Genomic DNA, 26,769 nt, shown 5'->3' with positions numbered 1-26,769 from the left:
TAATTCAGGCCGTCCGGCCTCCCGGCAAGGGGTCTGCGGGATTTTCGCGCGGGGCGGCCCGCCGAAGGCGCACCCGCACGGCCGAGGGGGTGGAGCCGTGGCTCGACCGCGGGGACCGGGCGCACATGGATCGGCTCGCCCACCCGGCGGCCGCCGCCCTGACGAGCCCGTCACGCCTTCCTCTGTACATACGACCCCCCCCGGCCGCTGCTACGGCCGCTCGGCCGCCGTCGCCACCTCCCGCGCCCACCGGTAGTCGGCCTTGCCGCTCGGGGACCGCTGGATGGCGTCCGTGAGCACCAGCTGCCGCGGGACCTTGTAACCGGCCAGCCGGCTGCGGCAGTGACTCTGGATGTCGGCCAGCGACACCCGCGGCGCGCCCGCGCGCAGCTGCACCACGGCGGCCACATGGCTGCCCCACCGGGCGTCCGGGACACCGGCGACCAGCGCGTCGTACACGTCCGGATGTGCCTTGAGCGCCTGCTCCACCTCCTCCGGGTACACCTTCTCGCCGCCGGTGTTGATGCACTGCGAGCCCCGACCGAGAACGGTGACCACGCCGTCCGGGCCGACGGTCGCCATGTCGCCCAGCAGCACCCAGCGCTGCCCGTCCTTCTCGAAGAAGGTCTCGGCGGTTTTCACCGGGTCGTTGTAGTAGCCGAGCGGCACGTGCCCGCACTGCGCGACCCGGCCGATCTCGCCGGCCGCGACCTGCTCGTGGGTGACCGGATCCACCACCCGGGTACGGGAGTTGACCCGGATGCGGAAGCCGCGCTCGGGACCGGAGTCGGCGGTCGCGGTGCCGTTGAAACCGGACTCCGAGGAGCCGAAGTTGTTCAGCAGCAGGGCGTTCGGCACCAGCTCGCGGAACTGCCGCCGCACCGTCTCCGACATGATCGCACCCGACGAGGAGACGCTGAACAGGGCCGAGCAGTCGGTGCCCTTCAGCGGTCCGCGCAACGCGTCGATCAGCGGCCGGAGCATCGCGTCACCGACCAGCGACATGCTGGTGACCCGCTCCCGCTCGACCGTGCGCAGCACTTCCTCCGGGACGAACTTACGGTGGAGTACGACCCGTTGGCCGAAATTGAAGCCGATGAACGCGGTCAGCGTCGACGTGCCGTGCATCAGCGGCGGAGTGGGGAAGAAGGTGATGCCGGAGCCGCCCGCGGCGACCCGCTCGGCCAGCTCCTGCGGCGCCCTCACCGGCTCCCCGGTCGGCGCGCCCCCGCCCAGGCCGGCGAAGAACAGGTCCTCCTGCCGCCACATCACGCCCTTCGGCATGCCCGTCGTGCCACCGGTGTAGACGATGAACTGGTCGTCCCCGGAGCGGGCGGCGAAGCCCCGGCCGGGCGAGCCGGACGCCTCGGCCGCCGCGAACGGCACCGCCGCGGGCACCCGGTGCGTCCCCTCGCCCACCCGCAGCAGACGGCGCAGCATCGGCGCCCGGGGCAGCGCCCCCGCCACCCGGTCCTCGAACTCCGCGTCGAAGACCAGCGCGGCAAGATCCGCGTCCCGATAGAGGTAGACCAACTCGTCCTCGACATACCGGTAGTTGACGTTCACCGGGACGATCCTGGCCTTCAGGCAGGCCAGTACCGTCTGGAGGTACTCGACCCCGTTGTAGAGATGGAGCCCGAGGTGCTCACCGGGCCGCAGGCCGCTGTCGAGCAGATGGTGCGCGACCCGGTTGGCGGCGGCGTCCAGTTCCGCGTACGTCAGCCTGCGCTCCGCCCCCGTGCCGGGGTGGTCGAAGTACACGAGCGCCTCGCGGTCCGCGGCCACGTCGACGACCGACTCGAACAGGTCGGCAAGGTTGTACTCCACCGCATCCTCCTGACCCCGGCAGCCCCGGCGACGACAGGCGTGCGCGCCGGTCCGCCGGCCATCAGAGCAAAGGGCGCCACAACTGGGAAGGGCCCGCGCCAAGAAAACTGACTGAGTGTCAGAAAACCCTTGAAGTGCCCAGCCACCTCCTGCAACCTGTTCTCGTTCCGACCGAGGGGAGATGGCCATGGGTGGGACGGAACACCTCACCGTGCGGCGGGAAGGCGCCACACTGGTGCTCACGCTCAACCGGCCCGACGCCAAGAACGCCCTTTCGCTGCCGATGCTCGTCGGACTGTACGACGGCTGGATCGAGGCCGACGCGGACGACACCGTCCGCTCCGTCGTGCTCACCGGGGCCGGCGGGAGCTTCTGCGCGGGCATGGACCTCAAGGCGCTGGCCGGTGAGGGGATGCGGGGACAGCAGCACCGCGACCGGCTGAAGGCCGACCCCGACCTGCACTGGAAGGCGATGCTGCGCCACCACCGCCCCCGCAAACCGGTGATCGCCGCCGTCGAGGGCCACTGCGTCGCCGGCGGTACCGAGATCCTCCAGGGCACCGACATCCGGGTCGCGGGCGAGTCCGCGACCTTCGGTCTGTTCGAGGTGAGGCGTGGCCTGTTCCCGATCGGCGGCTCCACCGTCCGCCTCCAGCGCCAGATCCCGCGCACCCACGCCCTGGAGATGCTGCTCACCGGACGCCCCTACAGCGCCCGGGAAGCCGCGGGCATCGGCCTGATCGGCCATGTCGTCCCCGACGGCACCGCCCTCGACGAGGCCCTCCGGATCGCCGACCGGATCAACGCCTGCGGGCCGCTCGCCGTGGAGGCCGTCAAGGCATCCGTGTACGAGACCGCCGAGCTGACCGAGGCCGACGGTCTCGCCGCCGAACTCCGGCGGGGCTGGCCCGTCTTCGACACCGCGGACGCCAAGGAAGGGGCCCGCGCCTTCGCCGAGAAACGGCCCCCCGTCTTCAGGCGCGCGTGACATCCGGCCGGAGGTGCGCTCCGCACGCCCCGGTCCGGGCGCGGCCGGCCGGGTCCGCACGGCGGAGCCGCACACGTCACCACCTCGCGCCCCCAGGGGTGCGGCCCACCGACCCCGCCCGAAGGAGGCACCTCCCCGATGCCCGAAGTCCTCAAAGCCCCCATGGTCGTCGAGTTCCCCTTCACCCGCTCCCTCGGCCCCGTCCAGAGCGCCTTCCTCACCGGCCTGCGCGAACGCGTCGTGCTCGGCGTCCGGACCACCGACGGCCGCACCCTCGTCCCGCCCGTCGAGTACGACCCCGTCACCGCCGAGGAGATCCACGACCTGGTCGAGGTCGCCCCCACCGGCACGGTCACCACCTGGGCCTGGAACCACGCCTCCCGCCGCGGCCAGCCCCTCACCACCCCCTTCGCCTGGGTCCTGGTCCGGCTCGACGGCGCCGACACCGCCCTGCTGCACGCCCTCGACGCCCCCGGCCCCGACGCCGTCCGCACCGGCATGCGGGTGCGCGTCCGCTGGGCCGCCGAGCGCACCGGCGCCATCACCGACATCGCCTGCTTCGAGCCGTACGACGGCGCGGCCCCCGAACCGCGCGGCCACAGCGGGACGTTCGACCACCCGCTCACCGGCATCGTCGCGGCCGCCCGCCTCGACTACACCTACTCGCCCGGCCGCGCCCAGTCCGCCTACATCGACGCCCTCACCGCCCGGCGCACCGTCGGTGAGCGCTGCCCGAGCTGCCGCAAGGTGTACGTCCCGCCCAGGGGTGCGTGCCCCACATGTGGCGTGGCCACAGCCGAACAGGTCGAAGTAGGGCCCCGCGGCACGGTCACCACCTACTGCATCGTCAACATCAAAGCCAAGAACCTGGACATCGAGGTGCCGTACGTCTACGCCCACATCGCCCTGGACGGCGCCGACCTCGCCCTGCACGCACGCATCGGCGGCATCCCCTACGACCAGGTCCGCATGGGCCTGCGCGTGGAACCCGTGTGGACCGAGGGCGCCCGCTACCCCGACCACTACCGGCCCACCGGCGAACCCGACGCGGACTACGAGACGTACAAGGAGCTGCTGTGACCAGCCAGGAAGCGCCCGCCCGCCGGGACGTCGCCGTCGTGGCCTTCGCCCAGACCGACCACCGGCGCTCCACCGAGGAGTCCTCCGAGGTGGAGATGCTCATGCCGGTGCTGCACGAGGTGCTGGCGCGGACGGGGCTCAGGACCGCCGACATCGGCTTCGTCTGCTCCGGCTCCAGCGACTACCTCGCCGGCCGCGCCTTCTCCTTCACCCTCGCCCTGGACGGTGTCGGCGCCTGGCCCCCGGTCTCCGAGTCGCACGTCGAGATGGACGGCGCCTGGGCGCTGTACGAAGCCTGGACCAAACTGCTCACCGGGGACGCCGACACCGCGCTCGTGTACTCCTACGGCAAGTGCTCACCGGGCTCCGTCCGGGACGTCCTCACCCGCCAGCTCGACCCGTACTACGTCGCCCCGCTGTGGCCCGACGCGATCGCCCTCGCCGCCCTCCAGGCCCAGGCCCTCATCGACGCCGGGCACACCGACGAACCCGCCCTCGCCGCCATCGGCGCCCGCAGCCGCGCCGATGCCGCCGCCAACCCCCACGCCCAGCTCAAGGGCCCCGTGCCCCAGGGCGACCACGTCGTACGGCCGCTGCGTACCGGCGACTGCCCGCCCGTCGGCGACGGCGCCGCCGCCGTGATCCTCGCGGCCGGGGAGCGGGCCCGGGAGCTGTGCGCGCGGCCCGCCTGGATCCGCGGCATCGACCACCGCATCGAAGCCCACGGCCTCGGCGTGCGCGACCTCACCGACTCACCCTCGGCCCGGCTCGCCGCCCGCGAGGCGGGCGCCTTCGAACGGCCCGTCGACACGGCCGAACTGCACGCGCCGTTCACCTCGCAGGAGGTGGTCCTGCGCAAGGCCCTCGGCCTCGACGACAGCGTGTGCGTCAACCCCTCGGGCGGCGCCCTCGCCGCCAATCCGGTCATGGCCGCCGGACTCATCCGCATCGGCGAGGCCGCCGCCCGCATCCACCGCGGCGCCTCCGACCGCGCGCTCGCACACGCCACCTCCGGCCCCTGCCTGCAGCAGAACCTGGTCGCCGTACTCGAAGGGGATCCACGATGAGCAAGGAGCCCGTGGCCGTCACAGGCATCGGCCAGACCAAGCACGTGGCCGCCCGCCGGGACGTGTCGATCGCCGGACTCGTCCGGGAGGCCGCCCTGCGCGCCCTCCAGGACGCCGAGTTGACCTGGGCCGACATCGACGCCGTCGTCATCGGCAAGGCGCCCGACTTCTTCGAGGGCGTGATGATGCCCGAGCTGTACCTCGCCGACGCGCTCGGCGCGGTCGGCAAACCCATGCTGCGGGTGCACACCGCCGGCTCCGTCGGCGGCTCCACCGCACTCGTCGCCGCGAACCTGGTCGCCGCCCGCGTCCACGGCACGGTCCTCACCCTCGCCTTCGAAAAGCAGTCCGAGTCCAACGCCATGTGGGGCCTGTCCCTGCCCATCCCCTTCCAGCAGCCCCTGCTCGCCGGCGCCGGCGGCTTCTTCGCCCCCCACGTCCGCGCCTACATGCGGCGCAGCGGCGCCCCCGACACCGTCGGCTCCCTGGTCGCCTACAAGGACCGGCGCAACGCCCTGCGGAACCCCTACGCCCACCTGCACGAACACGACATCACCCTGGAGAAGGTCCAGGCGTCGCCCATGCTGTGGGACCCCATCCGCTACTCCGAGACCTGCCCCTCCTCCGACGGCGCCTGCGCGATGGTCCTCACCGACCGTGCCGGAGCCGCCCGCGCGCCCCGGCCGCCCGCCTGGCTGCTCGGCGGTGCCATGCGCAGCGAGCCGACCCTCTTCGCCGGCAAGGACTTCGTCTCCCCGCAGGCCGGCAAGGACTGCGCCGCCGACGTCTACCGGCAGGCCGGCATCGCCGACCCGCGCCGGGACATCGACGCCGTAGAGATGTACGTGCCCTTCTCCTGGTACGAGCCCATGTGGCTGGAGAACCTGGGCTTCGCGGCGGAGGGCGAGGGCTGGAAACTCACCGAGGCCGGGGTGACCGGACTCGACGGCGACCTGCCCGTCAACATGTCGGGCGGCGTGCTGTCGACCAACCCCATCGGCGCCTCCGGCATGATCCGCTTCGCCGAGGCGGCCCTCCAGGTACGCGGCCAGGCCGGAGACCACCAGGTGGACCGGGCCCGCAGGGTGCTCGGCCACGCGTACGGCGGCGGTTCCCAGTTCTTCGCCATGTGGCTCGTGGGATCCGAGCCCCCCGATTCCTGAAGGGTCCCGCCCGCGCGGCCTGTCGGCGGTCGTGAGCGGTCGCTAGGCTGACCGCGGACGACGAACCGGGAGGAGCACGGACGTGGCCGAGAGCACCATCCAGCAGCAGCCGTTCACGGGCTGGGACAAGCCGGAGCTGGATCTCAGCAGGGCCGACTGGCAGTCCAGCAGCCGAGGTCTGGGAGATGTCCAGATCGCCTTTGTCGAGGGCTTCATCGCGATGCGCAACAGCGGCCGTCCGGAGAGCCCGTCCCTGATCTTCACCCCCGCGGAATGGGGCGCCTTCGTCTCCGGGGCGAGGGAAGGCGAGTTCGACCTGACCTGAGAGAGGGGTGTCGCGGCCCGATTTCCGGACACGCGAGCGACAGCGCCCTGCCGGGCCCGGACCTGAGCGAGGCTGGCCCGAGCAAGGGGAAAGTCGTGTTCCGGAGGTGAGGTAAGGATGAGCGCTGCGCCGGTCATCGCCGCGGTGGACGGGTCCGCGGACAGCCTGCGTGCCCTGGACTGGGCCCTGGACGCCGCCCGCCGCCGTGCGGCACCGCTGCGCGTGGTGCACGTACGGCAGTACGCGGCCTGGGGCCAGGCCGACGTCCTGGTCGCCGCGCCGCCCGAGGCGGAGGGCGACCCGGTGCTCGACGAGGTGCGCACCCGGATCGAGGGCGGGCCCGGCCGGCCTGCCGTCGAGTACATCGCCCTGGAAGGCGTACCGGGTGCCGTCCTGCCCGAACTGGGCTCCGAAGCGCAGCTGTTGGTGCTCGGATCCCGGGGCCGTGGCGGCTTCGCCAGCCTGCTCCTCGGCTCCAACGGCCTCGCGGCCGCCCGGGACGCCGAGTGCCCGGTGGTCGTCGTCCCCCCGCCCGGCCGGGAGACCCACGGGGAAGGGGGCGCCGAGCCGGGCCCCCGCGTGGTCGTCGGCGTGCACGCCGACAGCCCCGACGAGGACGTCCTCGCCTTCGCCTTCGCCGAGGCAGCCCTGCGCGACGCCCGGCTCCAGGTGATCGCCGCCTACCCGTGGCCGGTGCAGACCTGGTCCGCCCCGGGCCAGGTGGTGCAGCCCGTCGTCGACCAGGACGCCGTGGCGGACGAGACCCGCACCCTCACCGAGGGCTTCCTCGCCCCCCACCGGTCCCGGCACCCCGACGTCCGCGCCGACGCCGAGGCACTGCCCGGTGACGCGGCCGGGCACCTGGTCGCCGCCTCGAAGGACGCCGAGCTGGTCGTCGTCGGCCGGCACCGGCGACGACTGCTCGCCCCGGCCCGCATGATGGGATCGGTCACCCAGGCCGTGCTGCTGCACGCGGCGAGCCCGGTCGCGGTGGTACCCCCGGCCCCGCCCAAGGAATGACACGAGCGGCACCGACTCCGCGGAGGAAGCGACGTCGGCCGCCTCGCGGCGACGTCGGGCGCCTCGGGGTGGTGACGTCGGGCGCCTCGGGGTGGTGACGTCGGCCGCCTCGCGGTGGCGGCGCCGGCTCCGGCCGGGTAGCGATGTCGGTCCCCTCGCGGCGGCGCCACGGTTCCGCCCGGGACGTGACACCGGCCGCACCGCCGTAGGGAGGCGGGGGCGCGGCGCCCGGCGCCGGGGCGTAGCAGACCGCCGCATGCTCCGCAATCCGCCGGGAGCCGGGCGGCGCCGTGACGGCTGTGGTGTGCGACGCCATGGTGCCCGGACACACCCGAACCTATGGTTCCGCCACCCCCCGGTACCGCCTCCCGAAGGAGCGGCCGGGTCCGGGCCCGTGTGTCCCCGAAGGAGCCGCCATGCCACAGTCCCCGTCCAGCAGGGCGACGCGAACGCCGCCCCCGGTCCGTCCGGCGCGCCGCCCGGTGCTCCGCCCGGTGCTCCGCCGCCCGGCGCTCCGCCCGGTGCTCCGCCGTCCGGTGCTCCGCCGCCCGGCGCTCCGCCTCCTGTCCCGCCTGCTCGCCGTCGTCGCCGTCGTCCTCGGCACCGTGCTCACCGGCCCCGCGCCCGCCGCACGCGCCTCCGTCACGCTCACCCGGGTGGGCGACTTCGGCACCGATCCGGGCGCCCTCACCATGTACGTGTACCGGCCCGCCGCCCTGCCGGCCCACCCGCCGGTCGTGGTGGCCCTGCACGGCTGCACGCAGAGCGCCCAGGTGTACGCCGACAACTCGGGGCTGCCCCGGCTCGCCGACGAGGACGGCTTCCTGCTGGTGCTCGCCGAGACCGGCACCGCCAACAACCCCAGCAGGTGCTTCAACTGGTTCCAGGCCGCGGACAACCGGCGCGGGCAGGGCGAGGCGCTGTCCGTGCGCCAGATGGTGACCCACGCCGTCAACGCGTACGGCGCCGATCCACAGCACGTCTACGTCACCGGCCTGTCGGCCGGCGGCGCGATGACCGCGGTCATGCTCGCCGCCTACCCCGACGTCTTCTCCGCGGGCGCGGTCGTCGCCGGCCTGCCCTACGACTGCACCCGGGACAACAGCCCCTACCTGTGCATGAATCCCGGTGTGGACCTGACCCCGGCCGAATGGGCCCAGCGTGCGCGCGACGCCTACCCGTCCTACACCGGTCCGTATCCGCGGGCGGCCGTCTGGTACGGCGACCAGGACACCACCGTCGCACCGCGCGACGCCACCGAGCTGCGTGACCAGTGGACGGCCCTGCACGGCCTGTCCCAGACGCCCACGCGGACGGCGGCCATCGGCCCCGACGCGACCCGGCAGGACCAGTACCTGGCCGCCGACGGCACGGTCGCCGTCGAGGTCGACCGCGTGCCCGGCATCGGCCACGGCACTCCGGTCGACCCGGGCACCGGGGCCGAGCAGTGCGGGAGCACCGGCGCCCCGTACTTCCTCGGCTCCATCTGCTCCAGCCGCTGGATCGCCCGGTTCTTCGGCCTCGACACCACCGACCCGGGCGGCCCCGACCCGGGCGGCTCCGACCCCGGCGGCGGCACGGCCGCCTGCTGGACGGCCGACAACTACGCCCACGTACGGGCGGGGAGGGCCACCACCAGCGGCGGCTACACCTACGCCGACGGCTCGGGCCAGAACATGGGTCTGTACAACACGTTCGTCACCCACACTCTCAAGGAGTCTCCCGCGGGCTACTTCGTCCTCGCCGACAGCGGCTGCCCCTGAAGCTGACCGCGAGTCAGCGACCGGACCGGGCCGCCATGGTGGCCGACACCCGGGAACGGGAAGTCATCATGGCGGCCCCACACATGTCCGCGCCCCCCACACCGCCCCTAGCCTCCAGCGCGAACCCGACCCGCCGGAGGAACCGTATGCTTCCCCACCACCCGCTCCGCCGGCCGTCTCCGCGCGGCCGCCCGCTCCGCCGCACGGCCCTCGGCGCACTGTCGCTGGCCGCCGTCTGCTCCTTCCTGGTCACCCCGGCCACGGCAGCGCCCACCGGCACCGGACCGGCGGACGCCCACTGCGCCGGCCGCACCGGGCTGCACGTGCCCGGCGCCGCCCGCCAGCAGGCCGACTGCCTGGACGAGCTGACCACCGCCGGGACCGTGGCCTCCGGCCACACCGACCCGGCCGACTACGCGGGGCTCACCCCCCAGGACCTCCCCACCCCCCGCGGGGTCCCCGGCATCCAGATCGACGGCTACTTCCCCGACACCTCCACCACCAACACCGACCACGGCTGGCAGCACGACTCCCAGTTCGTCATCCGGCTGCCCGACCGGTGGAACGGCGGCCTGGTCGTCTCCGGCACCCCCGGCAACCGCGAGCAGTACGCCAACGACCGCGCCATCGCCGACTGGGTGCTCGCCCGCGGCTACGCCTACGCCGCCACGGACAAGGGCAACACCGGTACCGCCTTCTTCCGCGACGGCCGCCGGCCCGGCGACGCGATCGCCGAATGGAACACCCGCCTCACCCAGCTCACCCGCGCCGCCCGCACCGTGGTCACCCAGCGCTACCACCGCCCCCCGGCCCGCACCCTCGCCACCGGTCTGTCCAACGGCGGCTACCTGGTGCGCTGGCAGCTGGAACACCACCCGGAGCTGTACGACGGCGGAGTCGACTGGGAGGGCACCCTCTGGCGCTCCGACGGCCCCAACCCGCTCACCTTCCTGCCGGCCGCGCTGCGCCACTACCCCGCCTACGCCGCCGGCGGCCCCGGCGCCGCCCGGGCCGCGGCGGCGCTGCACCGGGCCGGCTTCCCGGCGGGCTCCGAGTTCCTGTGGCCGTACCACCACCAGGTCTACTGGGACCTCACCCAGCGCATCTACCGCGAGGAACTCGACCCCGGCTACGACGGGGACACCGAGGCCGGCACCCCGTTCTGCACCCCCGGCACGCCCGCCTGCGACGCCGACTACGCCTACCCGGACCGGCCCGCCGCCGTCCACCGGGCGGTCGGCCGCATCGCCCTCACCGGACGCATCGGCAAACCCCTGATCACCCTTCAGGGCACCCTCGACGTGCTGCTCCCGATCAGCACCGACGCAGACGTCTACGCCCGTATGGTCCACCGGGCCGGCCGCGGCGCCCTGCTGCGCTACTACCGCATCGCGGACGGCACCCACACCGACTCCCTGGCGGACGTCTTCCCGGACAGGCTCCGCCCGATGGTGCCCTGCCACCGCTCCGCCTTCACCGCTCTGGAACGCTGGATCACCCGGGGGGACCGCCCGCCCGCGGACCACACCGTGCCGCGCCCGCCGGCCGCGGACCCGGCGACGCTGCGCACCACGTGCCCCCTGAGCTGAACGATCTCCCGGGCGCCCACGGAGCACCCGCCGGAGCACGGACACGTACCATGGCCGCATGTCGTTCCTCCGCCGCCGCAGCGCGACCCCTGCCGGACCCGACTTCGACGTGCTGGCCATGGACCCGGGCGACTGGCCGGGCAACCTCGGCGCGGGCCTGCTGCCCGCCCCCGACGGCACGTGCCAGGGTGTCTTCCTGCGCTACGACCTGTTCGGCGGACGCGGCCCCGCCATGATCATCGGCAACCTCCCGGCGGGTTCCCCGGCCCGCGAGGTCACCGAAGGGGAGATCCCCTTCGAGGTGGGCCAGCTCCTCCTCGCGCTGGAGAACGACGAGGAGATCACCGTCGTCGGCACCGAGGACACTCCGGTGCTCCAGGGCGACAACCTCCTCATCGTGCGACGGCTGAAGCTCTCCGAGAGCCGGATCTCCTGCGTCCAGTTCGACCGCAGCGACGGCGTCCTCGTCACCATCGCCGCCTGGGACCGCCCCATCACCGACGACCTGTACGCCCTGCTGAAGCCGCTCCCGGCGGAGCTTTTCCAGCAGGGCTGAGGCGGTCGGGCGGCCGCCGCTAGCGGGCCGGGCGGCTGAGCGTCACGTCCGCGGCCCGGACGAACGCGACCCGGTGGCCGTACTGGATCTCGTAGTACAGGTCCTTGCCCACCACGACCCGGTGCGAGTCGGGGGTGAAGGTGACCGCGTAGTAGTACTCGCCCGGCATCACGTCACCGGCCACGTACCGCTGCCCCGCAGGGATCGTGTAGGGCAGCGGCACCACGGACTGGACAGGTACGTCCGCCGGATAGGCGTCCTTCTCCGGGTAGGCGCGGCCGTACACCGGGACGCTCGGCAGACCGTCCCTCGGGGACACCACGAAGCCCTTCGCCGGCACGGCGGACGGCTCACTGCGGGGGTCGTGGAACCATGCCTTCTGCCCCAGGTACCAGATGGCGGTCCAGTCGCCCCAGCGGTCGGCCACCGCGAACTGCTGACCGGTGGAGACCCGCGAGGACAGATCGTTCACCCCGTCGGTCGGGTCCTTCTTCAGGCCGATGTCCTTGATCAGCGGGGCGGTCACGTCGTGATCCGTGTACAGCCGGACCTCGCTGGAGCCGTGCGCCGCGCAAGGGTCGCCCGGCGTGGTGCAGCCGGTGTACACGGGCCGGTTCGCGGCGTAGTCCGGCAGGATCGTCACCAGTGCGGCGTGCCTGCCGCCCGTGCTCCGGAACGGGTGGCCCAGGAGCCGGAAGTAGTGCCGCCAGTCCCAGTACGGCCCGGGGTCCGTGTGCATCCCCGGGATGGTGGAGGCGGTCGGCCCGGGCACGTTGTCGTGGCCCAGGACGTGCTGCCGGTCCAGCGGGATGCCGTACTTCCCGGCCAGGTACCTCACGAGCCGCGCCGAGGAGCGGTACATCGCCTCCGTGTACCAGGCGTCCGGGGCGGCGAGGAAACCCTCGTGCTCGATGCCGATGGAGCGTGCGTTGACGTCCCAGTTGCCGGCGTGCCAGGCCACGTCCTTCGCCTTGACGTGCTGGGCGATCAGACCGTCGGTCGAGCGGATCGTGTAGTTCCAGGACACGTAGGTGGGGTCCTGGACCAGATTCAGCACCCCGTCCCAGGTGCCCTCCGTGTCGTGGATGACGATGTACTTGATGCGCTGGGACGCGGGCCGGTCGCCGAGGTCGTGGTTGCCGTAGTCGTCGTCCCCGAACTCGGCGTAGGCCGCCGGAACCGACTCGCAGGACACCGACCTCGGGCACTCGGTGCCGTCCGTGGGCAGCGTGCGCAGACCGGCCCGCTCGAGCTGGGTGGTGTCGGCGGTCAGCCGCGGCCGGGCCGCCAGGGTCACCAGCTGGCCGTCGTCCGTGACGCGCCGCTCGCCCGTGCGCAGTACGTCGTACACGTCGTCGGCGTACGCGGCGGCGGTCGCCGTGTCGTCGGCGCCGGAGAACCGGGCGACCGCGCCGTACCAGTCGGCCGGATCGGCGCTCAGCGGCTCGCCCAGCCGCTTCTGGGCGGCGGCGAGCAGGGCGGCGCCGCCGGCCACGTTCGCCGCCGGGTCCGTGCGGAGTTCACCGGCCGCGAGGCCCGTCAGCTCCGCTGCCTCCGGCAGGGTCCTCAGGCGGGCCGGGACCGCCGAGCCGGCCGGGGGCAGCGGGGCCGGGTGCGGTGCGGCACGGGCGGTGTCGCCCCGGGCGTCCTCCGTCCCCTCGGCGAAGTGCTCCGCGGTGGCGAGGGCGGTGCGCGCGTCGGTGAGGTGCATCGGGCCGTAGCCGCCGGTCACGCTCGGCGCCCCGCCGTGCCGGTCCCACCGGGACTGAAGGTAGGAGACGGCCAGCAGGACGCTCTCCGGAACGTGGTAGTCGGCCGCCGCGGTGGCGAACGCGTGCTGCAGCTGGTCCGCTGGTGGGGCCGTGGCGGTGTGGGCCGGGGTCGCGCCGAACAACGGCAGCAGCAGGGCCGCGGAGGCGAGCGGGACGGCACTCCGCCGCAGGCGTCTGGGGCCGGGTGTGGACGTGGGGTCGGTGGCGGATCCTCGCAATGCGGCCTCCTGTGACGGGCGGAGCGTGGCGGGGCGCGCGGCGCCGAGCTTGGTCAGTGGTACCGGCTTGCCGACGATCCGTCAATAATGCCGTCGCGGAAGGGATTTACCACGTCACAGAGGGTTTCCGGCGAGTTTCGGGACGGCGGTCCGCGGGCCTGCGGGGCGTCACTGGCATACACCAGTGGCCCGGCCGGGACACCCGGCGCAACGGTGGACGCCGACGTGGCCGACGCGCCGGAGCGGCCGCCACGCTCACCCTCCCCGGCCGGCCCCTGAACCGGACAGGCCCGGACACGACGGTCCGCGGTGCGCCGCCGCTCAGGGCGCACCGCGGACCGTCGTCCCCGTCAGCGAGTGCCGACCGCCGCGCGGACGGCCTTGCGGGCCATCTGGCAGTCGTCGTGCAGCCGCCGGAGCAGCAGCCGCTGTTCCTCGCCGGACGGCGCAGCACCGGGGTGGGCCGCGCCCGGTGCCGCCGGGGCCGTGTCGTGCATCGAACGCTGCACGGCCGTCTCGTACGTACGGATCTCCCGGGTCAGCAGGAGCATCAGGTTCACCAGGAAGGCGTCCCGGGAGGCCGGGCCCGCCGACTGGGCGATCTGGCTGATCTGCCGCCGGGCCATCGGAGCGTCCCCGAGGACCAGCCACAGTGTCGCCAGGTCGTATCCCGGCAGGTACCAGCCCGCGTGCTCCCAGTCCACCAGCGCTGGACCGGCCGGTGAGAGCAGGATGTTGGAGAGCAGGGCGTCGCCGTGGCAGAACTGGAGCATGCCCTGCCGGCCCACCTCGTGGGCGATGCCGTGCAGCAGCTTCTGCAGGTCACCGAGGTCCCGGTCGGTCAGCAGGCCCAGCTCGTGGTACCGGGAGATCCGGCCCGCGTAGTCCAGTGGCACGTCGAACGTGCCCGCCGGGGGCCGCCACGCGTTCACCCGGCAGATCGCGCCGAGCGCGGCCCGGATGTCCGCACGTGGCGGGGCCTCCGCCGGATGCCGCTGGAACGACGCCGTCCGGCCGGGCATCCGCTCGATCACCAGGGTGCAGTTGTCCGGGTCCGCCGCGATCAGCCTCGGCACCCGGACCGGCGGCCGGTGCCGGACGAACGTGCGGTATGCGGCTATTTCCTGCCGGCTCCGCTCCACCCAGGCCGGCGAGTGGTCCAGCAGGCACTTGGCGACGGCCGTGCTCCGCCCCGTCGTCCCCATCAGGAGGACGGACCGTCCGCTGCGCCGCAGTACCTGCACCGGGGCGAACTCCGGGCAGATCCGGTGCACCGAGGCCAGCGCGGCGCGCAGCTGCGCGCCCTGTGGGCCGGACAGGTCGAGCCGCCCGCTGAGCGGTTGGGCCCCGGGCTGCCCCGGGATCCGCCGCGGCCGGCCCGCGCCCAGCAAAGGGCTGCCCGGCCGCGCCGCGGGGTCGAGGTACGGCCCGCCGCCCGCGGGGCGGGTGCGCAGCGGGCGGGGCGGGGCGGACACGGAGGACGATGCTGCGTACATGGGAGATACAGATCCCTTCGTGTGCCTGCTGTGCCTGCCTGTACGTCCGCGTTCCGGACCCGTGCTCGCGGAGGTTCCCGCGAGCGTGGTTCCGGGAGCGTGCGCCCTCCCGTCCCGGCCGCCCGGGCACACCCTGGGGAATGTGCCCGTCATATGCCGCTATGGGGCCGCCATATGAAGCTGGCGACCGGGTCGGGGTGGCTCGTTCCTACCTGACACCCGATGGCCGGTGGCACACCATCTGGCGGACCCTGGCGAACCGTGGCGAATAGTCGCCCGGCAACCCGCACCGGGCTACTGTCAACTCAGCCGAGAACCTGGGGGCTTGACGTGAGTGGACAACCCAACACCCGCCTTGCGGACCTGTTCGGCCTGGCCGGCTGGTCCAAGGGCGAGCTCGCGAGACTGGTCAACCGGCAGGCGGCGGCCATGGGCCACCCCCAGCTGTCGACCGACACCTCCCGGGTGCGGCGGTGGATCGACACGGGAGAGATCCCGCGCGATCCCGTGCCGCGGGTGCTGGCGGCTCTGTTCACCGAGCGTCTCGGCCGTGTCGTGACCATCGAGGACCTCGGTCTGGTGCGGCACGGGCGTGCGGGGAAACGGCAGAGCGACGGGATCGAGGAACATCCCGACGGTGTGCCGTGGGCGCCCGAGCGGACCGCCGCGGTCCTCACCGAATTCACGGGAATGGACCTCATGCTCAACCGACGCGGCTTGGTGGGCGCGGGTGCCGCGCTCGCCGCGGGATCCACACTCAGCAGCGCCATGCACGACTGGCTGCACACCGACCCGGCCCTGAAGGCCGACGCCCCTGTCCTCGACGACCCCTTGCACGCCGACCCCGCCGGCTTCGACCGCTACGAGGCGGCACCGATCGGGTCCCAGGAGATCGAGGAGCTGGAGCGTTCGGTCGAGGTGTTCCGCGCCTGGGACGCGGCCCGTGGCGGCGGGCTCCAGCGCAAGGCGGTCGTGGGCCAGCTCAACGAAGTGGGCGGCATGCTCGCCTATCACCATCCACCCCACCTCCAGCGGCGCCTGTGGGGCGTCGCCGCCAACCTCGCCGTCCTCGCGGGCTGGATGTCGCACGACGTCGGCCTGGAGCCCACGGCGCAGAAGTACTTCGTCATCGCCGCCCATGCCGCCCGGGAGGGCGGGGACCGGCCGCGCGCCGGTGAGGCCCTGTCCCGGGCGGCCCGCCAGATGGTGCACCTCGGCCGGCCGGACGACGCCCTGGATCTGATGAAGCTCGCCCAGTCCGGCTCCGGTGACCGGCTCCAGCCGCGGACTAAGGCGATGTTCCACACCATCGAGGCCTGGGCGCAGGCGTCGATGGGCAAGGGCCAGGCGATGCGCCGCACGCTCGGCCAGGCGGAGGACCTGTTCGTCGCCGACCGGCAGGACGTGGAGCAGCCGGACTGGATGCAGACCTTCAAGGACGAGGATCTGTACGGCATGCAGGCGCTCGCCTATCGCACCCTGGCCGAGTTCGACCCGGGGGCCGCGGCGCACGCCCAGTACTACGCGGAGAAGGCGCTCGCCCTGCGCATCGACGGGCGGGAGCGGTCGAAGATCTTCGACCATCTCTCCATGGCCTCGGCCTGCTTCATCGCCGACGACCCCGAACAGGCCGACCGCTACGCACGGCTGGCGCTGATGTCGATGGGCTCGAACTCCTCCCGCCGGACCTGGGACCGGCTGCGGCAGATGTACCGGCTGACCGCCGAGTACGCCGGCTACCCGAAGATCCATCAGCTGCGCGAGGAGATCAAGCTCGTCCTGCCCAAGCCGAGGGCCAAGGGGGACGGCATGGACGCGCAGGCGTAGGCGGCCGGCGCACCATCCGGCCCGACGGGTCGGATCCCGAACGGCCACGGCACGCCAGCTCGTGCCACGGCACCCGCGAATCAGCTCATCCGCCGACACCCGCGAATCAGCTCATGGGCCGGCTCCCACGAATCAGCTCATGCGCCGACACCTGCGAATCAGCTCATGGGCCGTCCTCAGCCGGTCGGTTCATGCGTCGACCTCGGCAGGCCAGGCATGCGTCGACATAGGCTGGCCGGTGGTGGCACCCGCCGCGGTAGGCCGGTTCGTGCTGCCGTCCGCCGGTCGGTTCATGCACTGACCTTGGCGACGAGTACACAAGCGTCGTCCTCGCGTCCGGTTCCGCCGAACTCCTCGACGACCGTGCGCACACCGTCCTGCGCGGTGCGTGCCGCGGCGAGCCGGGGGGCGAGGCCGAGCAGCCGGTCCACGGCCGCCGTCCTGCCGTGGCCCGACAGGAGGCCGTCGGTGTGCAGAAGGAGAAGGTCGCCCGGTCGCAGGGTGACGACGGACTGCCCGTAGACGGCGCCCGAGGAAGCGCCGAGCAGGACGCCGTCCGGTGTGTTCAGCGTGCACCCCGTCCCGTCGCGGTACAGCAGCGGGGCGGGGTGTCCCGCCTGCGCCCACACCAGGGTGCGGCTCTCGGGCCGGTAGCGGCAGCAGACCGCGCTGCCGAGGGCCGGCTGCACGGTGGTGTCGAGCAACTGGTTGAGCAGGGTGAGCAGCTGACCGGGCTCCGTTCCGGTCATCGCCATGCCACGGAGGGCGCCGAGCAGCATGGCCATGCCGGAGGTCACGGCCACGCCCTGCCCGGTGAGGTCGCCCACGCTGAGCAGGGTGTGGCCGTCGGAGAGGTCCAGCGCGTCGTACCAGTCCCCGCTGAGGACGGGGGCGTTCGCGGCCGGGAGCCGGTGGGCCGCCAGGTCCAGGGCGGCCGGTCCCCGGTGCGGGAGCCGCGGGGATCCCCGCCATGGCGGTAGCACGGCTTCCTGCAGCTCTGCCGCGATCCGGTGCTCGGTCTCCTCCTGCCGGCGGTGCCGGTGCAGCGAGTCACGGGTCTCGTGCACCGTCCGCCGGCAGCGGCGCAGTTCGCTGACGTCGCGCACGACGGCCCACATGGAGGCCGTGCCGCCGTCGGCGCCGAGTACGGGTTCGCCCATCATGTGCACGGTCCGCGTGGTGCCGTCGGGTCGTACGACGCGGAACTCGCCGTCGATCGGCCTGGCGTCGACCAGGCAGTCCGTCACCATCGCGGTGAGCCTGGGCCGGTCCTCCTCCAGCACCAGGCCGGGAAGTTCGTCCAGGGTGAGGGCGGGGCCGGCCGGGTCGAGGCCGAGGATCTGGTAAAGCTCCGCGGACCAGGTGGCCTCGTCCGTCAGCAGGTGCCACTCGGCGCTGCCGACGCGGCTGAGCAGCGAACCGCCCGGAGCGGCAGCCGGTCCGGTCCGGCCGGCGGGAGGTGCGGCGCAGGGGGCCGGAGCGGGGGGCGGGCCGTCCCGCAGCTGGGCCAAGTGCGCGTCGATGTCGTCCAGTTGGTGCAGGGCCAGGTCGTACAGGGCTCGCTGCCAGCGCTCCTGGGGGTCCGAACCGCCGCTCCGGGTGTCCCGCCGTACCGCGTCCACGTCACCCTTGAGCCGCCGCGCCTGCGTTATCAGCGCTTCGACCGAGCCGCGCCCGGGCGGCTGGGCGGCTGGGCGGTCCGCGGAGACTGGGGACGGCATGAAGCACTCCGAATGGGGGGACAGTACGGCGGGGGGACGACGGGGGACCATCACGACTTTCGCACAGCCCGCCACTCCCCGTAAGGGATTTGGCAACACACGATACGGTGGTGCTTCTGGTATATGCCAGAGTCCTTCCGGGGGCTTTCACGGGGACGAACGACGTACTCGTCGCGGTCCCCAAGTCGTAGTCTTGTTACGTGAGTTGCGGCGATCGGACCGCATTCTCCCCGGGCGTTCACGCGCTTGTTCGACGCATGCCTGTTCCCGCGGATGCGGGAGCGGCCGGTACCCGCCCAACTCTGACCGGAATTCGCGGCATGCGACCGACCCTCGCGGACTCCTTATGGACATGGACACCACCATCGAACAGCCCACGCAGGCCAGGCTCGTCACGGGGGAGGACCGGGAGGTCCCCGTCCAGGCCGTCCTGCGCTACACCGCCGACGATCCGCTCGCCGTCTTCCTCGATTTCCCGGCGGAGGCCGCCCTGCACGGTGAGGAGGTCACCTGGACCTTCGCGCGCTCCCTGCTCGACCAGGGGCTGCGGGCCCCGGCCGGCCACGGTGACGTCCAGATCTGGCCGTACGGGCGCACCCGGACGGTGCTGGAGCTGCACTCCCCGCACGGCATGGCCCTGCTGCTGTTCCAGGCGGCGACGCTGCGGCACTTCCTGGTGCGCAGCTACGGGACGGTGCCGTGCGGCCAGGAGGACGTGTCGGCCGTGGTGGAGCGGGGGCTGAGCACGCTGTTCGGCGGGGTGTGAGCCGCGACGTCGGCCGGTGACCTCGGGGCCTGAGCCGCGACTTCGGCCAACAACCACGGGGTCTGAGCCGCGCTTCGGCCGGCGACCACGGGGTCTGAGCCGCGACGTCGGCCGGCAGCCACGGGGTGGTGCGCCCCGACGTGGGCCGGCACCGGCGGGCCTCTCCGAACACGTCTTCGGCTGCTGTTCATCCTCGCCTCACCGCACGGGTATGGACCTTGACGATCACCGCATGCACCCTGTCCCGCGGTGTGCCGCAGGGGCGCACCGGGAGCGAGGACGGGGCGGATGACACCGATCACCCGAAGAGACTTCGTGGGACTCGGCGCCTCCATGGCGGCGGGTGCGGCGCTGACCCTCGGCGCGCGCACCGCCTCCGCCGAGGCGGCCACGGCCACCGGCACGATCAAGGACGTACGGCACGTGGTGATCCTCATGCAGGAGAACCGCAGCTTCGACCACTACTTCGGCCGGCTCAGGGGCGTACGCGGCTTCGACGACCGCAGCGGCATCACCCTCAGCGGCGGCCACCCGGTCTTCTACCAGCCGAACGGGACCGGCCGGCAGCACCCGTGGAAGCTCAGCGCGACCCCGGACGCGGGCGGCAAGGACGGCGAGACCCTCGCCCAGTGCAGCGGCGACCTGCCCCACTCGTGGTCCTCGCAGCACTCCGCCTGGAACAAGGGCCGTCTGGACCACTGGGTCGCGGGCGTCGGCAACGTCCGTTCGCTCGGCTACCTGGACCGCTCCGACATCCCGTTCCACTACGCGCTCGCCGACAACTACACCATCTGCGACGCCTACTTCTGTTCCACGCTCAGCGCCACCGGCCCCAACCGCACCTACCTGTGGAGCGGCAAGGTGGACGCCGCCAGCTACGACGGCGGCGACGAGTCCGGACTGGCCTGGCAGACCTACGCCGAGGCGCTGCAGGCGGCCGGGGTGACCTGGAAGGTCTACCAGAACGCGGCGGACAACTACGGTGACAACGGCTGTGCCTACTTCAAGAACTTCACGAGCGCCCGGCCGGGCGACCCGCTGTACGACCGGGGCATGTCCTCGGTACCGAAGGCGACCGGCTCGACCCCCGACGACATCGCCGCCGCCATCAGGGCCGACGTCGTCGCGGGCACCCTCCCGCAGGTCTCCTGGGTCGTCCCGAACCAGGCGTTCTCCGAGCACCCGTACGCCCCGCCCGGCGACGGCGCCCACTTCGTCGACCTCGTCTACCAGGCCCTCGCCGCCGACCGGGACGTCTTCGACTCGACCGTCCTGTTCCTCAACTACGACGAGAACGACGGCTTCTTCGACCACGTGCCCCCGCCGTCCCCGCCCGCCGGAACGGCCGGGGAGTTCCTCGGCGGCGTGCCGTACGGCTTCGGCTTCCGCGTGCCGATGATCGTCGTCTCGCCCTGGACGCGGGGTGGCTGGGTCTCCTCCGAGGTCTTCGAGCACACCTCGGTCCTGCGCTTCCTGGAGACCTGGACCGAGGCCCTCGGCAGACCCGCCAAGTGCCCCCACATCAGCGACTGGCGGCGCACGGTGAGCGGCGACCTGACCGGCGTCTTCGACTTCGCCCACCCGGTCTACGGGCCGGTCCCGCTGCCCCGGACCGGCGTCATCGGGATCACCACGTGCGGGCCGCTGCCCAATCCGGTGCCCACGGACAACGCGCTCCCCGTCCAGGAGGCCGGCACCCGTCCGGCCCGCGCGCTGCCGTACCAGCCGAACGGCTACCTGGACCGCCTGGAGTTCGGCGCCGCCGGCAAGATCCTCGCCTGGTTCACCATGGCCAACCAGGGTGCCCCGGCCTCCCGGGCGGCGCACTTCTCCATCCACCCCAACGCCTACCGGGACACCACACCCTGGCAGTACACGGTCGCCGCGGGCGGCACCGCCGCCGACTCCTTCAACATCGGCCTCGGCTACGGTGACGGCAGGTACGACCTGACCATGGTCGGTCCCAACCGCTTCCTGCGCCGTTTCCGCGGGGACGCCTCGAAGGCCGGCAAGAGCACCGAGGTGAGCAGCCGGTACGCCGTGGAGCCCGGCACCGGCAAGCTCGCCGTCTACTTCAGGATGACCAACGCGGGCACGGCACCGGTGAAGTTCACGATCACCTCCGACCACTACCGCTCCGACGGCCCCTGGAGCTACACCGTCGCGGCGGGCGGCTCGGCGGAGGACTACTTCAACGCCGTCGCGTACCAGAACGGCTGGTACGACTTCACGGTGACCGTCGACTCCGACGCGACCTGGTCGCGCCGGTTCACCGGACACCTGGAGACGGGCGCCGCCGGCGTCAGCGGCTGAACCTCGCGTACAGGGCCGGGCGCGGGGCGAGATCCACGGCCACCCGGCCGCCGGTCTCCAGCGCCCGGACCCCCGCCTCGGCGACGACGGACGCCGCGTAGCCGTCCCAGACGTCCGGCCCGGTGACCTCGCCCCGCCGGGTGGCGTCGACCCACGTCTGCACCTCGCGGTCGTAGGCGTCGGCGAAGCGGACGAGGTAGTCCTGTGCCACCTCCTCGCGGGCGCCGCCCGCCGTGGTGACCACCATGGTGTGCTCCTCGCCGATCCGCGCGCTGCCCTTCTCGCACACGGCCTCGCACCGCACCTGATAGCCGAAGCCGCAGTTCACGAAGACCTCGACGTCGACCAGGGCGCCGCCCTCGGTCTCGAACAGGACGAACTGCGGGTCGAGGAGCCCCTCGGGGGCGCCGGCGGACGGCGTGGGGCGCAGCACGGTCACCGCCGTCAGTTCCTGACCGAGCAGCCAGCGCGCCGCGTCGATCTCGTGCGAGACCGAGCTGTTGACGAGCATGGCGCTGGTGAAGTGGCCGGGGGAGGAGACGTTGCGGTGGGTGCAGTGCAGCATCAGGGGCCGGCCCAGCGTGCCCCCGTCCAGCAGGGCCTTCAGTCGCAGGTACTCGGCGTCGTAGCGGCGCATGAAGCCGATCTGGGCCAGCCGCCGGCCGTGCCGCGCCTCCGCCTCCACGACCCGCAGGGCTCCGGCGGAGTCCGGCACCATGGGCTTCTCGCACAGCACCGGCAGACCCCGGTCGAAGGCCGCGAGCAGCGCCTCCTCGTGGGCGGGGCCGGGGGAGGCGACCAGCACGGCCGCGACACCGGGCGCGTCGAGCGCGGCCACCGGGTCACCGTGCAGGCTGACGCCGTCCAGTCCGGCCGCCGCTTCCTCCGCTCGTTCCACCTCCGGGTCGGCCACGGCGGCCACCCTGGCGCCGCTCACCACCCGGTCGATGCGTCGTATGTGGTCGGCTCCCATGTGTCCGGCACCCAGTACCGCCACACCCAGCAGGTCACCCATGCACGCGCTCCCTGACGTCGACGATCACGCCGTAGCGTACGCCGACGGGGGAGAGCCGCCGCGGGGTCAGTACCGCAGCACGCCCGCGATGCCGTCCGCGTCGCCCAGGGTGCCGTCGGGCACGAAGCGCACGTCGGCGCCGGTCTCCAGGCACTGCTCGACGATCTCGTCCACGATGTCGTCGCGGGCGTCCAGCTCGCCGGGTTCGGCCGGTACGAGGTGCTCGCCGAGGTCACGCACGGTGGCCCGGAAGTTCTCCTCCACGGCCAGCAGCCGGACCCGGCCCTCGCGCGCGCTCTGCCACAGCTCGTCCAGGCCCGCCGCGTACAGGCGGTGGCCGCGCGCGGAGGTCAGCTCCCGCACCACGGCCGTGGTGCCCTTGTGGGACTCCGCCTCCAGCACCGGCCGCAGCGCCTGCCAGACGGCGTCGGGACCGGCGTGCGCCAGGCCGCCGTGCGGGACGTGGACGGCGGTCCCGGCGACGGTGCCGGCCTCCTCCAGCAGGGACAGCGCCGCGCGCTCACCGGTGACGTACAGGGGCCGGGGGTCGTCGCGCAGGACCGCGCTCATGGCGGTGTCCGCCTCGCGCAGGAACCGGCGGGTGTCCTCGTCGCGGAAGGCGCTCGGCAGGTCGCCGATCCGCATCTGCCGCTCCGCGTCGAAGTTCTCCTGTCTGCGCTCCAGCGGGAAACCGCCCGAGCGGTCCTGCACCACACGGTCCTCGCCGCCGCTCCACAGCGTGACGCAGTCCGCGGAGACCGACAGCACCCAGAAGGGACGCTCGGCGGCCTGTGCCGCGACCAGGTTGCGGGTGAGGAAGGTGTCCGACAGCACCACCCGCTCGGGCACGGTCCGGGCCAGCGACCACACCTGGTGCTCGCCGGGCGCTGCGAAGATCACCAGGCCGTCCTCGGCGTGCGTCAGATCGACCTCGGCCAGGGCCCGGTCGAGCTGTGCCACGACCTCGGCCCGCCGCTCGCGGGTGACGGCGGGATCGGACTCCAGGCGTCTGCGGGCCTCGGTCACCACATTGCGCAGCCGGACCGGGTCCTGGCCGCTTCCGCGTTCCCGACGGTGCGTCGGGGTCAGCACGGAGACCGCCGGGTAGGGGCGCGGGCGCCGCAGTTCGGCAAGGGTCACGGGACTCAGTGCGTGCTCCATGACAGAACGATAGGGCGGAATCACCTTTACGGCATTCGGGGTAATCCGGACCCGGACGAGCGCGTGGTCAGGCGCCCGGGCCTCCGGCGGGCGACGGTGACGCCGGACCGCGCGGCCGGATACCGTACCCGCCAGTAACCAGATCTTCGCCGCACCCCCGGGAGGCCCCATGCCACAGTTCGACGTCGACGGAGCGACGCTGGCGTACGACGACGAGGGCCCCCGCGACGCGGCGCGGACACCCCTGGTGTTCGTGCACGGCTGGACCGCGAACCGCCACCGCTGGGACCACCAGACGGCCCACTTCTCCGCGGAGCGCCGCGTGGTCCGGCTCGACCTGCGCGGGCACGGGGAGAGCACGGGCGCGGGGGTGCGGACCATCGAGGAACTGGCGCGGGACGTCCTCGCGCTGCTCGACCACCTCGCCGTGGAGCGCTGTGTGCTGGTCGGCCACTCGATGGGCGGGATGATCGCGCAGACCATCGCCCTCGCGCACCCCGCGCGCGTGGAGCGGATGGTGCTGGTGGGCTCCATCGGCCGGATGACCTACAGCCGCGGCCGGGGTCTGCTCATGGCGGCCTCCACGCTCGTGCCCTACAGGATGTTCGTGGCCGCCAACATCCGGCGGGCGTTCGCGCCGGGCTATCCGCGCGAGGAGGTCCGGGCGCACGTCCGCGCCTCCGCCGCCACCCCGCGGGAGGTCGTCATGACGCTCTACGGCGCGATGCGCGCCTTCGACGTGCTGGACCGGGCCGGGGAGATCTCCGTGCCGACGCTGATGGTGCACGGCTACCACGACGTGCAGCTCCCGGTACGGCAGATGCTCCGGATGGCCGGCGCCTACCCGGACGCGCTCGTGCGCATCCTGGACGCGGGTCACGAACTGCCGCTGGAGAAGCCGGCCGAACTGACCGGTGTGCTCGACTCGTTTCTGACTGCGAAGTCATGAGGTGTGGCCGGCTTGGGGAAGTTTTTGCCCGTGGCCGGTTCCTGTCGCCCGGCCCGCGGTAGCAGGCCCGTCCATGGATTTCGCTGAGGCAAAACACGGCCGAAACCGTGGGCCGGGTCGGCCCGCGGTGTTACGGCCACGTTGACTCGGCCGGACACCTGACGGACGCTGCCTATATAGGTGCTCGATACAACTGGTTTGCGGTCGTCTTCCGTCCACCGGAAAAGCGCAGGTGAGGGCGGTCCCGACGGCAGCCGGAGGCAGGAGGTAGCGCATGTGCGGCATCACCGGATGGGTCTCCTTCGACCGTGATCTCACGACCGAGGCCGCCACATTGCATGCGATGACCGAGACGATGGCCTGCCGGGGCCCGGACGACCGCGGCACCTGGACCGAAGGCCCGGCCGCCCTCGGACACCGCCGGCTCGCCATCATCGACCTGCCCGGCGGCCGACAGCCGATGTCCCTGGCCACCCCCGAGGGCACCGTCGCACTGGTGTACTCCGGGGAGGCGTACAACTTCACCGAGCTGCGCCGGGAACTGAAGGACCGCGGCCACCGGTTCACCACCGACTCCGACACCGAGGTCGTCCTGCACGGGTACCTGGAGTGGGGGGACGCGGTGGCCGAACGGCTCAACGGCATGTACGCGTTCGCCGTCTGGGACGGCCGCCGCGACAAGCTGGTGATGATCCGCGACCGCATGGGCATCAAGCCCTTCTACTACTACCCCACCGCCGACGGCGTCCTGTTCGGCTCCGAGCCCAAGGCGATCCTCGCCAACCCGCTGGCCAGGCGCCGGGTCACCGCGGACGGGCTGCGTGAGATGTTCGTCATGATCAAGACGCCGGGGCACGCCATCTGGGACGGCATGCGCGAGGTGGAGCCCGGTACGGTCGTCACCGTCGACCGCTCCGGCCTGTCCACCCGGGTGTACTGGCGTCTGGAGACCCGCCCGCACACCGACGACCGTGACACCACCATCGGCACCGTGCGCACGCTCCTCGACGACATCGTGCGCCGCCAGTTGGTCGCCGACGTGCCGCGCTGCACCCTGCTCTCCGGCGGTCTCGACTCCTCCGCCATGACCGCGCTCGCCGCCGGCCAACTCGCCGAGCAGGGCGAGAAGGTGCGCAGTTTCGCCGTCGACTTCGTCGGCCAGACCGAGCACTTCGTCGCCGACGAGCTGCGCGGCACCCCCGACACGCCCTTCGTGCACGACGTGGCGCGGCTCGCCGGCACCGACCACCAGGACATCGTCCTCGGCTCCGACGCCCTCGCCGACCCCGCCGTGCGCGACCAGGTGATCCGGGCCCGCGACCTGCCCTCCGGCCTCGGCGACATGGACTCCTCGCTGCTGCTGCTCTTCCGCGCCATCCGGGAGAAGTCCACCGTGGCCCTCTCCGGCGAGTCCGCCGACGAGGTCTTCGGCGGCTACCTGCAGTTCTTCGACGAGGAGGCGCGCCGGGCCGACACCTTCCCCTGGCTGGCCAACATGGGCCGGCACTTCGGAGAGGACGCCGACGTACTGCGCGCCGACGTCACCGACTCGCTGGACCTGCAGGGGTATGTCGCCGACGGGTACCGCACCGCCGTCGCCGGCATCGACCGGCTGGACGGCGAGAGCGACTTCGAGTACCGGATGCGGCAGATCAGCCATCTGCACCTGACCCGCTTCGTGCGCATGCTGCTGGACCGCAAGGACCGGATGAGCATGGCCGTCGGCCTGGAGGTGCGGGTGCCCTTCTGCGACCACCGGCTGGTCGAGTACGTCTACAACACGCCCTGGGCGCTGAAGTCCTTCGACGGCCGGGAGAAGAGCCTGCTCCGGGAGGCGGCGGCGGACGTCCTGCCGCGCTCGGTGTACGACCGGGTGAAGAGCCCCTACCCGTCCACGCAGGACCCGCAGTACGCCATCGCACTCCAGAAGCAGGTCAAGGAGGTGCTCGCGCGGCCCTCCCACCCCGTCTTCGACGTCGTCGACCGGGACCGGGTCCGCCGGGCGGCCGAGCGCACCGAGCCGGTCAGCACCCAGGTGGCCCGGCGCGGCCTGGAACGCACCCTGGACCTCGCCCGGTGGCTGGACCTCTACTCGCCCGAGCTGGCGCTCGGCTGAGCAGACCGGCCGGGCCGCCCGGCGGGGCCGCCCGGCC

The 26,769-nt window shown here is 72.9% G+C and carries 20 protein-coding genes; 14 read left to right on the top strand and 6 right to left on the bottom strand.

The window, feature by feature from the left end:
• Positions 1–210: 210 nt before the first annotated feature.
• The gene (locus GT045_RS34500; protein WP_161336604.1) at positions 211–1,827 is read right to left on the bottom strand and encodes an acyl-CoA synthetase; all 1,617 of its coding nucleotides are present in this window, start codon (positions 1,825–1,827) and stop codon (positions 211–213) included.
• A gap of 187 nt (positions 1,828–2,014) precedes the next feature.
• On the opposite strand from GT045_RS34500, the gene GT045_RS34495 reads away from it, so the two are divergent.
• The 9 genes from GT045_RS34495 (at position 2,015) to GT045_RS34455 (ending at position 11,378) form a co-directional block, all read left to right on the top strand.
• Positions 2,015–2,815: a crotonase/enoyl-CoA hydratase family protein gene (locus tag GT045_RS34495; RefSeq protein ID WP_161336603.1), complete on the top strand. Its 801-nt coding sequence runs from the start codon at positions 2,015–2,017 to the stop codon at positions 2,813–2,815.
• A gap of 138 nt (positions 2,816–2,953) precedes the next feature.
• Positions 2,954–3,895: an OB-fold nucleic acid binding domain-containing protein gene (locus tag GT045_RS34490; protein WP_161336602.1), complete on the top strand. Its 942-nt coding sequence runs from the start codon at positions 2,954–2,956 to the stop codon at positions 3,893–3,895.
• Complete coding sequence (locus GT045_RS34485) at positions 3,892–4,962, top strand: thiolase domain-containing protein (RefSeq protein ID WP_161336601.1); 1,071 nt, start codon at positions 3,892–3,894, stop codon at positions 4,960–4,962. Before GT045_RS34490 ends, GT045_RS34485 begins: the two co-directional genes overlap by 4 nt.
• Complete coding sequence (locus GT045_RS34480) at positions 4,959–6,125, top strand: thiolase domain-containing protein (protein ID WP_161292782.1); 1,167 nt, start codon at positions 4,959–4,961, stop codon at positions 6,123–6,125. The genes GT045_RS34485 and GT045_RS34480 overlap by 4 nt, the downstream gene beginning before the upstream one ends.
• 82 nt (positions 6,126–6,207) lie before the next feature.
• Positions 6,208–6,450: a DUF397 domain-containing protein gene (locus GT045_RS34475; RefSeq protein WP_161292784.1), complete on the top strand. Its 243-nt coding sequence runs from the start codon at positions 6,208–6,210 to the stop codon at positions 6,448–6,450.
• A 117-nt stretch (positions 6,451–6,567) separates the two neighbouring features.
• Positions 6,568–7,470 carry a universal stress protein gene (locus GT045_RS34470; protein WP_161336600.1) on the top strand — a complete coding sequence of 301 codons (903 nt, stop codon included), beginning with the start codon at positions 6,568–6,570 and terminating at the stop codon, positions 7,468–7,470.
• Positions 7,471–7,886: 416 nt separating this feature from the next.
• Positions 7,887–9,233 (top strand): PHB depolymerase family esterase, encoded by a 1,347-nt coding sequence (locus tag GT045_RS34465; protein ID WP_161336599.1) that lies wholly within the window; start codon positions 7,887–7,889, stop codon positions 9,231–9,233.
• Positions 9,234–9,379: 146 nt separating this feature from the next.
• Complete coding sequence (locus GT045_RS34460; RefSeq protein ID WP_161336598.1) at positions 9,380–10,822, top strand: tannase/feruloyl esterase family alpha/beta hydrolase; 1,443 nt, start codon at positions 9,380–9,382, stop codon at positions 10,820–10,822.
• Between the two features lie 58 nt (positions 10,823–10,880).
• Complete coding sequence (locus GT045_RS34455; protein ID WP_161288800.1) at positions 10,881–11,378, top strand: hypothetical protein; 498 nt, start codon at positions 10,881–10,883, stop codon at positions 11,376–11,378.
• Positions 11,379–11,397: 19 nt separating this feature from the next.
• Here the strand turns inward: GT045_RS34455 and GT045_RS34450 are convergent, their stop codons facing one another.
• Complete coding sequence (locus GT045_RS34450) at positions 11,398–13,368, bottom strand: N-acetylmuramoyl-L-alanine amidase (RefSeq protein WP_161336597.1); 1,971 nt, start codon at positions 13,366–13,368, stop codon at positions 11,398–11,400.
• Positions 13,369–13,718: 350 nt separating this feature from the next.
• A complete protein-coding gene (locus GT045_RS34445) occupies positions 13,719–14,864 on the bottom strand; it encodes an aminoglycoside phosphotransferase family protein (RefSeq protein ID WP_161336596.1) in 1,146 nt (381 codons plus the stop codon).
• A gap of 330 nt (positions 14,865–15,194) precedes the next feature.
• On the opposite strand from GT045_RS34445, the gene GT045_RS34440 reads away from it, so the two are divergent.
• Positions 15,195–16,691 carry a hypothetical protein gene (locus GT045_RS34440; RefSeq protein ID WP_161289998.1) on the top strand — a complete coding sequence of 499 codons (1,497 nt, stop codon included), beginning with the start codon at positions 15,195–15,197 and terminating at the stop codon, positions 16,689–16,691.
• Between the two features lie 290 nt (positions 16,692–16,981).
• On the opposite strand, the gene GT045_RS34435 is transcribed toward GT045_RS34440, so the two are convergent.
• Positions 16,982–18,412 (bottom strand): PP2C family protein-serine/threonine phosphatase, encoded by a 1,431-nt coding sequence (locus GT045_RS34435; RefSeq protein WP_161336595.1) that lies wholly within the window; start codon positions 18,410–18,412, stop codon positions 16,982–16,984.
• Positions 18,413–18,764: 352 nt separating this feature from the next.
• On the opposite strand from GT045_RS34435, the gene GT045_RS34430 reads away from it, so the two are divergent.
• Positions 18,765–19,178, top strand: a complete 414-nt coding sequence (locus tag GT045_RS34430; RefSeq protein WP_161287544.1) for an SsgA family sporulation/cell division regulator — start codon at positions 18,765–18,767, stop codon at positions 19,176–19,178.
• Positions 19,179–19,466: 288 nt separating this feature from the next.
• Positions 19,467–21,491, top strand: a complete 2,025-nt coding sequence (locus GT045_RS34425) for a phospholipase C, phosphocholine-specific (RefSeq protein ID WP_161336594.1) — start codon at positions 19,467–19,469, stop codon at positions 21,489–21,491.
• Here the strand turns inward: GT045_RS34425 and GT045_RS34420 are convergent.
• Together GT045_RS34420 and GT045_RS34415 are read right to left on the bottom strand one after the other, a co-directional pair.
• Entirely contained in the window at positions 21,481–22,506 is a 1,026-nt protein-coding gene (locus GT045_RS34420; RefSeq protein ID WP_161287546.1) for a Gfo/Idh/MocA family oxidoreductase, read from the bottom strand. The genes GT045_RS34425 and GT045_RS34420 overlap by 11 nt on opposite strands.
• A gap of 66 nt (positions 22,507–22,572) precedes the next feature.
• Positions 22,573–23,667 (bottom strand): chemotaxis protein, encoded by a 1,095-nt coding sequence (locus GT045_RS34415; protein ID WP_161336593.1) that lies wholly within the window; start codon positions 23,665–23,667, stop codon positions 22,573–22,575.
• Positions 23,668–23,836: 169 nt separating this feature from the next.
• Between GT045_RS34415 and GT045_RS34410 the strand changes: the two genes are divergently transcribed.
• On the top strand, positions 23,837–24,616 hold the full coding sequence (locus GT045_RS34410; protein WP_161336592.1) for an alpha/beta fold hydrolase: 780 nt from the start codon (positions 23,837–23,839) through the stop codon (positions 24,614–24,616).
• 274 nt (positions 24,617–24,890) lie between these two features.
• A complete protein-coding gene (gene asnB / locus GT045_RS34405; protein WP_161336591.1) occupies positions 24,891–26,732 on the top strand; it encodes an asparagine synthase (glutamine-hydrolyzing) in 1,842 nt (613 codons plus the stop codon).
• Positions 26,733–26,769: the final 37 nt, after the last annotated feature.

Origin of the sequence: Streptomyces sp. SID486, from assembly GCF_009865385.1 — a bacterium.
GTDB lineage: Bacteria > Actinomycetota > Actinomycetes > Streptomycetales > Streptomycetaceae > Streptomyces.
This window is presented reverse-complemented; position numbering and strand designations above follow the sequence as displayed.

Excerpts from the sequence above, each read along its gene's own strand:
- GT045_RS34495 (WP_161336603.1), top strand. The coding sequence starts at position 2,015 with ATGGGTGGGACGGAACACCTCACCGTGCGGCGGGAAGGCGCCACACTG.
- GT045_RS34490 (WP_161336602.1), top strand. The coding sequence starts at position 2,954 with ATGCCCGAAGTCCTCAAAGCCCCCATGGTCGTCGAGTTCCCCTTCACC.
- GT045_RS34480 (WP_161292782.1), top strand. The coding sequence starts at position 4,959 with ATGAGCAAGGAGCCCGTGGCCGTCACAGGCATCGGCCAGACCAAGCAC.
- GT045_RS34470 (WP_161336600.1), top strand. The coding sequence starts at position 6,568 with ATGAGCGCTGCGCCGGTCATCGCCGCGGTGGACGGGTCCGCGGACAGC.
- GT045_RS34465 (WP_161336599.1), top strand. The coding sequence starts at position 7,887 with ATGCCACAGTCCCCGTCCAGCAGGGCGACGCGAACGCCGCCCCCGGTC.
- GT045_RS34460 (WP_161336598.1), top strand. The coding sequence starts at position 9,380 with ATGCTTCCCCACCACCCGCTCCGCCGGCCGTCTCCGCGCGGCCGCCCG.
- GT045_RS34455 (WP_161288800.1), top strand. The coding sequence starts at position 10,881 with ATGTCGTTCCTCCGCCGCCGCAGCGCGACCCCTGCCGGACCCGACTTC.
- GT045_RS34445 (WP_161336596.1), bottom strand. The coding sequence starts at position 14,864 with ATGTACGCAGCATCGTCCTCCGTGTCCGCCCCGCCCCGCCCGCTGCGC.
- GT045_RS34435 (WP_161336595.1), bottom strand. The coding sequence starts at position 18,412 with ATGCCGTCCCCAGTCTCCGCGGACCGCCCAGCCGCCCAGCCGCCCGGG.
- GT045_RS34430 (WP_161287544.1), top strand. The coding sequence starts at position 18,765 with ATGGACACCACCATCGAACAGCCCACGCAGGCCAGGCTCGTCACGGGG.
- GT045_RS34425 (WP_161336594.1), top strand. The coding sequence starts at position 19,467 with ATGACACCGATCACCCGAAGAGACTTCGTGGGACTCGGCGCCTCCATG.
- GT045_RS34420 (WP_161287546.1), bottom strand. The coding sequence starts at position 22,506 with ATGGGTGACCTGCTGGGTGTGGCGGTACTGGGTGCCGGACACATGGGA.
- GT045_RS34415 (WP_161336593.1), bottom strand. The coding sequence starts at position 23,667 with ATGGAGCACGCACTGAGTCCCGTGACCCTTGCCGAACTGCGGCGCCCG.
- GT045_RS34410 (WP_161336592.1), top strand. The coding sequence starts at position 23,837 with ATGCCACAGTTCGACGTCGACGGAGCGACGCTGGCGTACGACGACGAG.
- asnB (WP_161336591.1), top strand. The coding sequence starts at position 24,891 with ATGTGCGGCATCACCGGATGGGTCTCCTTCGACCGTGATCTCACGACC.